The organism is Nostoc sp. (assembly GCF_036916735.1).
In the GTDB taxonomy this organism is placed as follows: Bacteria; Cyanobacteriota; Cyanobacteriia; order Cyanobacteriales; family Nostocaceae; genus Nostoc.
Map to the genome: position 1 here is coordinate 21,409 of NZ_JBALFV010000099.1, position 13,040 is coordinate 34,448.

14 protein-coding genes and 1 pseudogene are annotated in these 13,040 nt (G+C 42.7%); 1 reads left to right on the forward strand and 14 read right to left on the reverse strand.

Annotated elements, in window-relative coordinates; translation table 11 throughout:
- Positions 1-274 precede the first annotated feature (274 nt).
- The gene (locus tag V7L20_RS22715; protein ID WP_334746257.1) at positions 275-1,399 is read left to right on the forward strand and encodes a WD40 repeat domain-containing protein; all 1,125 of its coding nucleotides are present in this window, start codon (positions 275-277) and stop codon (positions 1,397-1,399) included.
- A 76-nt stretch (positions 1,400-1,475) separates the two neighbouring features.
- Here V7L20_RS22715 and V7L20_RS22720 read toward each other — a convergent pair whose 3' ends face one another.
- The 14 genes and pseudogenes from V7L20_RS22720 to V7L20_RS22780 all read right to left on the reverse strand — a co-directional run bounded on the left by V7L20_RS22720 (position 1,476) and on the right by V7L20_RS22780 (position 13,039).
- Positions 1,476-3,614, reverse strand: a complete 2,139-nt coding sequence (locus V7L20_RS22720; protein WP_334746258.1) for a serine/threonine protein kinase — start codon at positions 3,612-3,614, stop codon at positions 1,476-1,478.
- Positions 3,615-4,279: 665 nt separating this feature from the next.
- Positions 4,280-5,839, reverse strand: a complete 1,560-nt coding sequence (locus V7L20_RS22725; RefSeq protein ID WP_334746259.1) for a GMC family oxidoreductase — start codon at positions 5,837-5,839, stop codon at positions 4,280-4,282.
- A gap of 326 nt (positions 5,840-6,165) precedes the next feature.
- Positions 6,166-7,128 (reverse strand): ribosome-inactivating family protein, encoded by a 963-nt coding sequence (locus V7L20_RS22730; RefSeq protein ID WP_334746260.1) that lies wholly within the window; start codon positions 7,126-7,128, stop codon positions 6,166-6,168.
- On the reverse strand, positions 7,125-7,445 hold the full coding sequence (locus V7L20_RS22735; RefSeq protein ID WP_334746261.1) for a DUF4278 domain-containing protein: 321 nt from the start codon (positions 7,443-7,445) through the stop codon (positions 7,125-7,127). Before V7L20_RS22735 ends, V7L20_RS22730 begins: the two co-directional genes overlap by 4 nt.
- Positions 7,446-7,459: 14 nt before the next feature.
- Positions 7,460-7,735: a hypothetical protein gene (locus V7L20_RS22740; protein ID WP_334746262.1), complete on the reverse strand. Its 276-nt coding sequence runs from the start codon at positions 7,733-7,735 to the stop codon at positions 7,460-7,462.
- A 213-nt stretch (positions 7,736-7,948) separates the two neighbouring features.
- Positions 7,949-8,389 carry a glutathione S-transferase C-terminal domain-containing protein gene (locus V7L20_RS22745; protein WP_334746263.1) on the reverse strand — a complete coding sequence of 147 codons (441 nt, stop codon included), beginning with the start codon at positions 8,387-8,389 and terminating at the stop codon, positions 7,949-7,951.
- A complete protein-coding gene (locus tag V7L20_RS22750; protein WP_334746264.1) occupies positions 8,359-8,700 on the reverse strand; it encodes a Tom37 metaxin N-terminal-like domain-containing protein in 342 nt (113 codons plus the stop codon). The genes V7L20_RS22745 and V7L20_RS22750 overlap by 31 nt, the downstream gene beginning before the upstream one ends.
- Before the next feature lie 87 nt (positions 8,701-8,787).
- Positions 8,788-9,360: a hypothetical protein gene (locus tag V7L20_RS22755; RefSeq protein ID WP_334746265.1), complete on the reverse strand. Its 573-nt coding sequence runs from the start codon at positions 9,358-9,360 to the stop codon at positions 8,788-8,790.
- 186 nt (positions 9,361-9,546) lie between these two features.
- On the reverse strand, positions 9,547-10,224 hold the full coding sequence (locus V7L20_RS22760; RefSeq protein ID WP_442943617.1) for an SDR family oxidoreductase: 678 nt from the start codon (positions 10,222-10,224) through the stop codon (positions 9,547-9,549).
- A gap of 118 nt (positions 10,225-10,342) precedes the next feature.
- Positions 10,343-11,035, reverse strand: a complete 693-nt coding sequence (locus V7L20_RS22765; protein WP_334746266.1) for an alternative oxidase — start codon at positions 11,033-11,035, stop codon at positions 10,343-10,345.
- A 191-nt stretch (positions 11,036-11,226) separates the two neighbouring features.
- Positions 11,227-11,685: a hypothetical protein gene (locus V7L20_RS22770; RefSeq protein WP_334746267.1), complete on the reverse strand. Its 459-nt coding sequence runs from the start codon at positions 11,683-11,685 to the stop codon at positions 11,227-11,229.
- 45 nt (positions 11,686-11,730) lie between these two features.
- Positions 11,731-11,790 (reverse strand): annotated as a pseudogene (locus V7L20_RS32820) (hexameric tyrosine-coordinated heme protein); the annotation flags it as partial.
- A 56-nt stretch (positions 11,791-11,846) separates the two neighbouring features.
- Entirely contained in the window at positions 11,847-12,374 is a 528-nt protein-coding gene (locus V7L20_RS22775; RefSeq protein ID WP_334746268.1) for a universal stress protein, read from the reverse strand.
- A 227-nt stretch (positions 12,375-12,601) separates the two neighbouring features.
- Positions 12,602-13,039, reverse strand: coding sequence for a DUF1622 domain-containing protein (locus V7L20_RS22780; protein WP_334746269.1), 438 nt, complete (start codon positions 13,037-13,039; stop codon positions 12,602-12,604).
- Position 13,040: the final 1 nt, after the last annotated feature.

Consider the following 13,040-nt stretch of genomic DNA (forward strand, 5'->3'; position numbering starts at 1 on the left):
ACTACTAGTTTCCGGTGTGAAACTAAATTTCAAAAAATAAGGATATGGATTTAAGATGTTTTCAGGAACTAAAACCTTGGTTTTTAGGCTTTATAGAATGAGCCTTCTGAGTCTTGCACTCCTGACTAATCTAAACTCCAGAAGGTCTTCAATCGCTTCCATTGTTGCTCTGTCAAGTCGCCTCGACACTGCGGTGTAAGAATCATAGTTAAATGAGGAAATTCAATTTAAAACAGCGATATCATACTTAAAGTTACTTTAAATATGATGTCTTATGTTTTCTCAAAAAAGTATTTACGTTAATTGGATTAGTATCTCATTAATTCTTTCAATCTCACCTTTATTTCATTATCCAACTTCTTTCTTTGAATACCAAGTATCGGCTAAAACCTTACCTGTCCCTCGAACCAAGGTAAACCAATTATTATCTAAACCACTTGAACAGCCCCAAAGTAAGCAAAATGGCCTTGCTGTCTTAAATCCTTCTTGGCAACCAGGAACTGTTGACGTGTTGACGATTGGTCGTGGCGAAGGAGGACATACACTTCCAGTTCGTTCCGTCGGCTTTAGTCCAGACGGTCAATACCTGGCCAGTGGTAGTGCAGACAAAACGATCAAAATCTGGAATTTAGCACAGCAGAAACTAGAACGCACCCTTGATGATCAAAAACAACCAGCTCAAGTTAATGCCCTTGCCTTTAGCCCAGATGGTCAATTCCTGGGTAGTGGTGGTTTAGATGGTGCTGTTAGGCTATGGGATTGGAGGAATGGAAATCTGATCAAGACCTTTCCTAAGCATTCCAATATTGTTACAAGTGTCGTTTTCAGCCCTGATAGTCAGACTCTTGCTAGTGGTAGTGGTGACAAGACTATTGAATTGTGGAATGTTAGGACGGGTGATTTACGTCGTACCATAGCAGAGAAACAATGGGTTACTTCATTAGCCTTTAGCCCAGATAATCGAACCCTTGCTACTGGTGGTTTAGGTGGGACTGTTGAGTTGTGGAATCTAAAAACTGGCAAATTTCTCCGTACGGTTGCCAAGCATACACATCCTGTTAACTCTATTGCTTTTAGCCCAGATGGCAAAATTATCGCCAGCGGCGGTGGAGATAAGATAATTAAACTATCGGTTGTGGAGACAGGGAATTTGCAAGCCTCTCTAGCAGGTCATTCAGATGAAATTACTTCCATTACTTTCAGCCCTAATGGTCAGATCCTCGTGAGTGGTAGTTGGGACAAAACTGTAAAAATATGGAATGTGAAAACTAGACAAAAAATTCGTGATTTTGCAGAAAACTCCCAGCGAATCTTGTCTGTTGCCTTTAGTCCAAATGGAAAAACCTTTGCCAGTGTTAGCGGAGACAATACTATCAAAGTTTGGCAATCAGTGAAGTAATTCACAAGGGTAGGGGGGCAGAGGAGCAGGGGGAGAAAAATTACTAATGACAACTAACAACTGACAACTAACTCTTTTACAATCTCTTTTTGCTCCAACCTGTATTTGGTGCAGACTCAGACTGGGTTTTTCGCGGGGGTTTAGACTGAACTAGTTTTAGTGGTGGCTGAGGTTGAGTTTTTTGTGGTGATTTAATCCGAACTGATTTTGGTGCTGATTCAGACCTCACTACTTTTGGTAAAGATTTAGTCCGAACTGGTTTTGATGGCGATTCATATTTAACTACTTTTGGTGTTGATTCAGACTTAACTGGTCTTGGTAGCGACTCAGACCGATCTAGTTGTGGAAGAATTGTTGGTTTGGGAATATTTTTACTAGCTATTATGTGTTCCTCTGCTTTTTCAATAATTGGCTTCATCTTAGTTTGCCAATAGTGGGTATCTTGCTTTACTGGTTGCCTAAGTAGCCTTACATGATTAGCTTGATTTATTGCTTCTGCCCACTTGCTTTCATTGAGTGCATTCTGAGCTAATTGTAGATAATTTTCATTGTTTTTCCACTCAGTTTGCCATTTCTGGATGGTTTCGTTAGCATTTTTGGCAACAGAGCTAGTTTTCGGAATAGCTTTGATGATATTAATTGCATTTTCAAAGCCTTGGGAGTTGTAAGATTTGAGGTATAGTTCTTGAGCTTGTGTAAAAAGCTTTTCAGACCATTGGCTAATTAACTGTTGAGCTTCTTGGTAAAAACTACTATTTGATGCGATGATAGTGAGTTTTGCGATCGCATCCTTAATATTGTTATTTTGGGCCAAATCTTTAGCTTGTGCAAGCTGACACTCGTTTATTATATTTTGAGCAGCAACATAAATACTTGATTTCTGTGGCACTGCTTGTGCTTTCTTGACGCACTCGTCAAATTTTTTTCCAGCTTTTAGCTGCTTGGCGCTCTCTAAAACAGCCTGATGCGGGTCGGCTTGCAATTGAGTAAAAGTGTAAATAGCCAAACTTATACTTGTGGCAAGAGCAGCAGTCACAAGTGTTGCTTTACGTAAAAGTGGCTGTAATTTTTTCTGATCCTGCCCTTTTTCCTCTCCTTGTTCTTTTGTCTCCTCTATTAAAGTATTTGGGATTAAATCATATGTTCTAACTTTTTCTATTGATTCTGCAACTGTTTGATCCAAATAGAAAATACTTTTATTAGGGGGGTTCGGCTCATCAGTGTCTACAGGAATTTCTTGCCCAAAATGGATAGTAGATTTGCTTAACTCGCTTTCATTAGCAAAAGCCAATTGCAGCACTCGTTTCAAGTCATCTACTGTGGCAAAGCGATCATCTGGGGTCTTTTGTAAACACTGCATAACCGCCGCTTCTATTTCTGGCTGAATGTACTCACAATTTAGTTGTGACCTGAGCGGTATAGGTTGCTCAGAGGTGTGAGCTACAAACCACGACATCGGGCTGATTTCTTGGGGATTGCGACCAAGCCCAAACGGATCAGTTCCACTGAGCATTTCGTACAGTAGCATTCCCAAACTGTAAATATCTGCCCGCCTATCCACGCCTGTTGTCTTAGTTGCAAATTGCTCAGGGGCAGCGTAGTGGATTGTACCAATGAACATACTTGTTAATTTTGTATGTTCAGAATAGTCATTACGGATTTTAGCAATGCCAAAGTCCAAAATCTTCACTAGTTCGCCTAACGATATAGGCATTAGAAAAATATTGTCTGGCTTTAAGTCACGATGGATTACCTGTACATGCTCACTGCACCTTCCTCGATCTCGCCAGAGGGTGACCCCTTCATGAGCAAGTTTAAGTCCGTCACATACCTGGCTAATAATGGTAACCGTCCGCTCTACAGTTAGCCGTTTTTGTTGCTGCAATAATTGTCTAAGTGTCTGCCCACTTAGATACTCCATGACGTAAAAGGGTTGCACTTCATCAGTCACCCCATAATCACTGACTTCAACAATATGCTCACTTTTGAGGGCAGCAGAGACAGTTACTTCACGTTCAAAACGCTTTCTTAAATCTGCTGACCCTACAAATGTATCCTTGAGTAGCTTTAGCGCTACTTGCTTACCTATCAAGGTATCCGTTGCTAAGAATACATCTGCCATGCCGCCCGTCCCTAGACGCTTGTCTAGACGATAACGCTGACCATCGCCTATACGGCGACCTATCCAAGGCTCTGACAAATGAGTTGAGTTCATCTAGCAGGCTCCATCTAATTACTTGCAGTTGAATTGCGCAAAAATTCGCACCGGAACTACTAAGTTAAAAGTGCTGTATTTAACACACTTTTCTTTAGCGTGCATCTGACTTTATGCATAAGTCTACTTACTCAAGTTTCAGTTTTCCGCATTTCTTCCTAGAGTAGCATCTCCCGGCTCTGTGTGTTCCTCACAGCTACTTATCTCAGCAATTCTAAATTTGGCTTGTCTTCAAGGAATTTGGCTAGACAGATGGGGTCAAATTCATCAAGCATAATAAGAAATCAGATGCCGCCACGAGTCAAAAATAAAGTAAGGACAGGTTCAAGCGATCGCTACAATTGATTGAGAATTAGCAAAAAAATCACAAAAAAATGCCGAGACTAAAAATATCTAACAAAAATCAGGTCTCGGCTATGTTTACCATTGTATCTCGCCCAGAGGCAAAGCGTCTCCGGCTTTGCTTGATATCACGCAAATTTTCTGCGACGTAGATGATTTCTATAAGCAATGGGAAAATTTATGGCAGCAAGTACCACTGTTTTGCGAGACTGACAAAACAGGATTAAAAAAGAAAAATTGCGGGGACTGTATAAAGAACGAATGCGACAAGCATCTTGTGCGAAGTTAGATGCGAGTATTATGTCTAGAAATCGTCTGATGAGTTAGTTTGCCATTGCTTTGTGTGCTTGGAGTGAAACGCCATTTGCGGCTTTAATTAAATCAGCTGCTTTTTCACCGATCATAATGGCGGGTGCGTTCGTATGTCCCGTGTTTAGCGTTGGCATAATGGATGCATCAACGACACGCAATCCCTCAACTCCATGTACCTGTAGATCGGGGTTTACAACCGCCATTGGGTCAGTTCCCATCTTGCAGGTACCAATGGGATGATATACAGTACCGCAAGTTTCCCGGATGTAGGCTTCGAGCGCTGTATCACTAGTCACGTCAGCACCCGGAGCGACTTCCCTACCTCGGAACTCATCGAAAGCACTGGTTTGGAATAATTGGCGAATTAGTCTAACTCCCTCAACCAGCTTTTGCACATCGGATTGACTTTGCAGATAGTTCATGCGAATTACAGGTGCATCTTGAGGATCGGGCGATCGCAAACTGACACTACCAATATTCTCAGGATGAACCAAAGCGATTATACCGGTGAAACCCACACCAGAGTTGGGATAGCCAGGCGGTGCCCACACAGTTGGGCCGAAAATTAATTCTAAATCTGGTGCAGCCTCCTGATTCCTCTGGCTATGCAAAAATAATCCAGCTTCAGCGCACCCATTGCTGCTCATTGCTGTATGTAAATCACCAGTTGCTTCGTAGGGCACAGGAACGAGAATATGGTCTTGCAGGTTTTGACCCACACCTGGCAAATCGACAACAATTGGAATATCCATTGCTTGTAATTGTGCTTTATCTCCAATGCCGGAAAGCATCAGCAGCTTGGGCGACTCGAACGCACCTGCACTTAAAATCACTTCTTGATTGACCCTCACTTGGTGTAGCATTCCTTCATGTAAATATTCCACTCCAACCGTGCGGGTTCCCTCAAACAACAACCGTGTCACCAATGCACCCGTTTGCACCGTTAAGTTCGGACGATGCAGAATCGGCACGAGAAATGCAGCAGCAGCACTGTGCCTTTTACCATCTTTGACCGTTAACTGAATCGGACCCGCCCCTTCCTGCTGCGTTCCATTGAAATCAGGATTATAGTCGTAGCCCAGTGCGACTGCTGCATCGATAAATCGTTTCGAGATGGGAGCGGGGGAGATGACATCGGTAACGCTCAATTCCCCATTAACTCCGTGATACTCAGAGGCACCGCGTTGCTGGTGTTCAGATTTCTTGAAATAAGGCAGGACATCCTGGTACGACCAACCGGGATTTCCCAACTCCTGCCAGTAGTCATAATCGTGCTGATTACCCCGGATGTACACCAGAAAATTAATCGAACTGCTGCCCCCCAAGACTTTGCCACGAGGACAGAAGATTTGGCGATTATTCAGGTAAGATTCTGGTTCAGAGAAATAACTCCAGTCTACCTCTGTGCCGGGTAGGCGCGTACATTCCACTGGGATATGAATCTCTGGTTTCGTATCTGGATTGCCTGCTTCGAGCAACAACACTGTTGTTTGACGCTCTTGTGTTAGACGGTTGGCAACAACACAGCCTGCTGAACCTGCACCAATCACAATGTAGTCATATTGAGTCATAATTACCTCTCCTTCTACAATCGAGATTCAATTTATTGTTGATTACGAGTCTCGAACAGCACATAAGTTGATATATGCCAACTCTTATTAGTGTTGAGTCAAGACTCGTCGTATTGTCGGGATACAGAGAATTACACGCTAAGTTAAAAGGTTTCAGGCAATCTGCGCTGTACGGGCTACACCTTCGTCTTGTAGCACCTGTACCGTGCTTTTTCGCCGATCATATTTCCTGTGGAGAGCGCTGGCATCATGGATGCATTGACCAAGACCCGAAATGTTCTATTATCCCTGTCCGTATTTACAGCTCAGTACAAGCAAATGAGCCATCACCGGGAGCTATAATTTAAGATTGCAGCCTGCCGCATCACATCATTAAATGAGCGAAATGTCCCCACTCCATGAATATCGCTAGGCGGTGTGGTGAAATTACGAGTTATCGCTTGACCAAAAGCTGAAATTGAATCCCAACTAGTCTCAAGCTCTCGCTGCCAAGTGGTCAATCTGTGACTAGATGCGCCAGCCATTGCATTTTGCATTACGTCCTGAATTTCGTAGAATCTAGCAGCTTCAGAAGTCCATGTAATCAGCAGCAGCGTTGCTTGGGCTATTTCTTGCCCGTTTCCAGGAGGATTAGCATTAGCTAAGACGTTAAGTGCATCTCGTATAGATTGGTAGCTGATCGGGATATCGTGTCTTTCCAGGTGTGCAGCGTTTTCTAAGCTATTATACTGACTACTAAATCTCAAAGTGTGTGCTTCTGTAAGTGGTGTATTAAACCTTTGAGCAAGCGTACCCCCCAGGTCATAGTCATTGAAAGAGAATATTTGACCATCAGTGTTCATAAAACCACGAAAGTACAAATTTGAAGCTGTAAAAATGAGGCTAACGTCAGTGTGGTTGGGAAGATTCACATTTAGAAAAACCAGTCCGTGCTCATTGCTCTGAGTGATTGCGACACTCTGGCGGTATGGGTGACCGGCGGCATTCCGTAAATTACGTAACATCTGGTCATATCTGGATCTCAATGAAAGGCTTGCAGAGTTCGTCAGATTAAAATTGACATAGCTAATATCTGGCCCAAAGCCTGGAGTGTCAGCGTGGACGATTCCAACATCAGTAAAGAACGTTTCTGTAAAGACGGTAGTACCTAAGAAGACTGGGAGAACACTCATAGCTAGTAACACTCGCGGTAATTTACGATGATAAAACATGGATACTCCTTGTTTTGTTTGATGTAAAATTGAACAACATTCGCGCAAAAAATAATTTGCCTTTGAATTATTTTTCATTTTTGTAATCCCAAAATATTGATGAAAAATTTTCTAATTTTTGGAGCGTTAACAAGTTGAGATAATTTTGTAGAGACTTCTCCTGTATGTGTTCTCTCCACAAAATAGGTGACTCCTCGATAACTTAATTGATAAGTAACTGGCGGTGTAGAGACTTGCAAAGGCTCGATATTCGGGTCAACACGATAGGTTATTCCACGATAATTAAGGTTATAAGCAGAACTTTGATGACGAACTGGTGCAAATGGTCGTATTGATTTTTTGGTTGTTTCTTTTGAGTTATATTCGTAAGTAAGACCGCGATAGTAAAGTTTCATTTTTCGCTCCTAATCTATTTATTTTTACAGGTAATGACATACCGATTTGGTGTTTCCTTAATTGGTGCAGGCTTCATTCTGGGTTTAACTGTGGGATAGCAAGAGACATATACAACAGAATTGTCTGTCCAAGTGAGTAGATAAGATTTGTTGCCGAGTTTAGTCAATTCTGGTGGAATATTTGGTGCAGTAGCAAAAGCTTTGAAGTTAACTTGAGATGCAGCAATTCCTAAAGCAGAAGTGCTGATAAGTAAACCAAGAACTACTATCCGAGCTGTTGATGATTTCATCTGAATTTCTCCTGATAAATTAAATATTTCGAGTTTCACCCAATTTTCTGCTCATGCTGTTGGTAAATTATTTACTGATATTTAAGCAGTAAAGACTTTTCACCATAGTTGTTACCCCGCTAGATAATGTTTGTTCAAGCAAATCTAGGCGATCGCCAATTATCATCGCAGTGGCAAGATTGTGATATCAGACTTGTCTGTAATAGATTAATTTCAGGAACGAACGAGAATTGATTGGTTTAAAGACCGTTCACTGAAAAACTGTTGAGTCATTCGCTCATAGTGATTGCAGAGATTTGCTCGTTGGAGAGCATAGTCAACAATTGGGCTGCCATAAGGTGGCTTAATAAAATTACCAACGTAGGCATAAGCAGTTGCATCTAAAGTTGTGGGCTGCTCTCCCATAAAAAACGGTTTATCTGCCAGAAAGTCTGAGAGAGCTTGGAAATCTGCACAGATAATCTGAGTGATTTCCTCACTGCTATGACGACCCATTCCATGACCATGCATTTGAGAAAGTACCGTTTTACGAAACTTTTCAATAAACGATTCTGACGATTCTAGTGGAGTCTCAAGGCATAGTGCCTGCATTAACACTGCTCGAAAGTGTTGCCAGTTTTCTTCTATTCTGTAGCGAATGTATGTATTTTCCAAAAGGTGTTCTCTTTGATCGTGCGGCGAAACGCTAGAGATATTGCTCGCTCAACGAAAGTCAAATCAGCATCGAGATTAATCGCTTGTTGTTGCTTGAACATCTCGATAATTAAAGTGGCATCACCTACCAGTTTTCCTGGATAATCAATGAACGGAACTTTACCCTTGGGAGCTAACTTAAGATTGTCTGCTGTAACAACGATTGTGTTGTAAGGCAGCTTTGCCATGCGAAGCCAGGTTTCAAGCTCCATACAGGCTGGGCTAATACTCGGTAGCCCCCATAGAGAAAGAGCAGTATATAAAGTAATCATTTGAAATCAACCTCTATGATTTCCTTGGCGTTGAAGCAACGCTGGTTTTAGCCTTGAATCTTGGGAAACCAGCGTTTTGACTACAGGCTACTTGACTGGAGTAATTTTTGCTGAGTAGAGATGCCATCTACGCTGCTCTGGAGTTGAGCCAGGAACATCATTGACTCGTCGCAGCACATAGCTACCGCGAAATCGCTGCGGGGTTCCATTGGTGGCGATCGCAGTAACAGTGACTGGAATCTCAATGTAGATTGAGCCTGCACCTGGGTCTGGTCTACCGGGTTTTCCAACCTCTACAGCAACGGATGTAGTGTTGGCAAAACCTTGCTTGAACTGCTCAAACGACTGCTTGCTAGCGGCGCCATTTCCATCCCAAGCTGAATAAGCTTGTTTATAGTCTTGACGAGCGATCGCACTATAATAGTCACGAATCACTTGGACTGCTTGCTGCTCAGGCGGTTTGGTATTAGCAGCGCTTTGCGTAGGAGTGGCCGATGCTGGGGTTGGACTGGAGGCGATGAGATTTGCAACCGATTGGGTATTGGCAGGTGGCTGCGATTTAACAGAGGCATTACAGCCTGTGATGGCGATCGCAAATAGCATTGCTCCAACAATCATACGGTGCTGTTTTAACCAGAGATATAAAGAAAAGTTCATCATTGACAAAGATACTTCCTTAGGATTCCACATACTGGAAATGTAATCTATACAATCATTGACAATTTTAGCTGAGTATGCACTTTTAACTAAAAATATCTCTGGCTAAAGGTTTCAGCATACTTGCAGTTAGTGTAGTTTCGCTGATTGCTGAGAATTTATGTTTGCAGTTGGCTACACCTGCGGCAGTTAGGCGCTGAACCCTCCATCAATCATTAAGTTTGCACCAGTAATGTAAGCTGCCTCAGACCCAGCTAGATAAGCGACCATCCCTGCAACCTCCTCAACAGTACCGTAGCGGGGCAGTGCTAGCTGCTTTTTGAGCATCTCGGCAAACTCACCCTCTGAGGGATTTATATCTGTAGCGATCGGCCCAGGCTGCACGTTATTGATCGTAATTCCACGCGGGCCGAGGTCACGCGCCAGCCCTTGCACAAGCCCTTGCAAAGCAGATTTGCTCATGGCATAAACAGAGGAGCCGGCAAATGACACACGTTCGGCGCTGGTGCTGCCAATGTTGATGATGCGTCCGCCTTCTTGCATATGCTTGACTGCGGCTTGGGTGGCCACAAATACGGCACGCACATTAATGGCAAAGGTGCGATCAAAGTCCGCAAGCGTGAAATCATCAATAGGAGCCATCTGCACTACACCTGCATTATTCACAAGGATATCAATGCCACCCAATTTCTCTACTGTCTGTTCAACAGCAGCCACTACCTCACTAGCTTCAGCGCTGTTGGCTTGGATATCCAAAGCCTGAACACCGAGCGCCTGCACCGCCTGCGTGATTTCCTTGGCGCGATCAGGCGAGCTGATGTAGGTGAAAGCAACATCAGCACCTTCAGTTGCCAAACGCTTAACGATCGCCGCCCCGATACCGCGACTTCCTCCAGTGACGAGTGCGCGTTTATTTTTGAGTGTGTAGTTCATATTCGATACCGTCGATTAGAAATTGGATAATTTGCTATTAGTAATTATCTCGTCAAACTTCTGCTTCGCTCGATAAAACTTTTGTCACTTCAAAAACTGTATGGGGACTTTTGAAGGTTAGCCGCGCTTGTGGTTTCTGGAGTGCCACCATAGTTTTCACATGTTCGCATTCGTCATCACGGATGTTCACAAACACGTCGTATAAATTATCTACTTTGGGACGGCGAAATTCATGACCTGGTGCAGTCTGAACTTCATCAAACATATACAAATCGCCATCGCGGTAGAAGTTGATTGCAACCTGGGGCGCTTTTTGAGCTTTCAGTTGGGCTTCATTGGTTTGCAAGTATTCGTCATAGGTGTGGTAGGCATGACCTTCAATCAGTTCCATCAGGTAGTAGGCGTAAGCGGGAAACAACATATAAATCGGCACAACCACCCAGTAGTAAGCCACAGCAACGTGTTGAGCGATGAAGCGATCAATCCAGAGGCGACCGCCGCCCAGTGATTCCATAATCAACAAATGATGTAATTCGTTCCAAGTTTCAGCAAAGTGAACTTTCAACAAATCAGCTTTGCGCCAGTAACCCAATGTCTCGTAAAAATGCAGCACCGATAGATAAGAAAAGTAAGGAACGCGGGCGATGGTTTCCAACATATAAAACCGAGCGTAGGAACGATTTCCGTACACGACATCTACAATGAATACGAAAAAACTGACGATCGCCCTAATCAAAACTTTCATAATGCATTTCTCCAAAATCAGAACAGATTACTAAATTTAAGCGCCATAAAACGCTTGTTGTCAGATATGTGATACCACGCTCGCTTGACTTTCAGGCTGGTTGAGTCATTTTATCGGCAAAATTCTTGGTTACGATCAACTTTTGCTAGTCTTTGTTAAAGCCATAAGTTTTACTCTCAATATGTAAACGTTTAGGGAAACACAAGTTTGGATGCAGGTGAATGACCCAAGTAAATGTGAGCAGATGATTTCAGCACAATTTCAGAGTAAATAATTTTTTGAATCTCTAAACTGGGGACTCGATTTGCAAGTGTGCGGTAAGCAGTGATTTCTCCTTCAAGGCTAAAGTCAGCATCTGCTACACAGTGGTAATAATCGTGAATTGCCAGGAATGCAAAACCATAAAAAGGATTCGGATAAATCTCGCTATCGTAACTATCAGCCGACACCCAAAGCTGCTGTTGGGAAATATCTGCACACATTTGGGCAGCCGTGTGATAGCGCATGTAATTAGAGAACATGGGATTAATTGGAAGTTGTTGGAACTCGCTCATCAGCCAGTCACAAAGTTCTAGTTGAGATATGTCTGAGATTTCGACAGATTCTCCTTCCAGGTAGAGTTTGGCAAGGGTATCTACTTTAGGTGTCATTGAAATCACCTCTGAGCAAATTACTGATTTGACGCTTTCGAGATATTACTTCCGCCAGTAGTTATTAGCAGTTGCAATCATGGCAAACTCTGTTGCAACTGTTTGAAGTTTTCAAATCTAACTTTTACATTACCACCAACATAGATATTCATAGCCTGTTATTAATGAACTACCTGGACTTGATTGACTACAGGTACTTCATGTTTGAGAGCAACTGGAGCAAAAACGACATGCACAGAACAAGGAGCATGATGAAATACATAATTACTCACGCTACCTAAAATCAACTCATTCAAGCCAGAATGTCCTCTACGACCGATCACAATTAAGTCAGCACCCCAACCTTGAGCAACTTCACAAATATTTCGACTGGGGTTGCCAGAATTTTGGGTGAATTCAGTACTCACGCCTGCATTGGTTGCTTGTTCTGTATACGATCGCAATAAATCAATACCCTGTTCTTCGTAAGTTTGCCACTGCTTCCAATAATCCTCTAGAAGTTCTCCATGTAATGGGTGGTATTCGAGAGTAACCAGTGTAGGTATTTGGGGGCTATTCTTTTCTTCATTAGACAGGATATGTAATAGCATCAGGCTTCCTTTGGTTGCCTTCGCCAAAGCAAGCGCTGTATCAAAAACAGCATTACCATTTGCAGAACGGTCAATTGCAACTAGAATTTTGCTATACATAGAATCTCCTAAATTAAACAATTTTTAAATACCGAATGATTGCTGTTTTACAAGGCAAAATCACATCACTTAATCAGACTAGCTTCACCTGCGGTTAAAGAGAGTTTTAGTAAAAGTTCATCTGCTTTAATCATGCAGGAGTAGTTCAATCGCTTTGATCGCCCTTCAACAACAAAGACTTTTTCACTAACCAGAATTGCTCGCGTTCTTGTACATAGACCATTAATTCATTTGAGTGTTTCACTGACTTTGCTATCAAGAGGGTGGGCTGTTTCTCGCAATTCTCGTACTTCTCGTTGTAAAAAGAAGTTGAGGAAGGTACGGATTCCAGTAATCGCTGCAAGTTTTGCCACTGCATCCCACGAGGGGGAAATAGCTGTACCGACAATATCGGCAGCTAAGAGAAATTCCAGCGCTAAGGCTAAAACCACTCCTAGTTCTAAACGGATCGTTTCTTGGAGAACCCGATCGCGTCTCCAAAAACGCAAGATTTTTCGGAGTGTAAGAATCACAGCGATTGCAACTGTTAAAATTGCAACACCTTCCAAAAAAACTTTCAAAAACATTGCAAATTCTTGCAATAATCCTTCTGCCAAAAGCGTTAATCCAAAGGTGTGTTCTGCACTAGAGGCATCTAAGCTAATGGCTATCCGATAAACTGACATA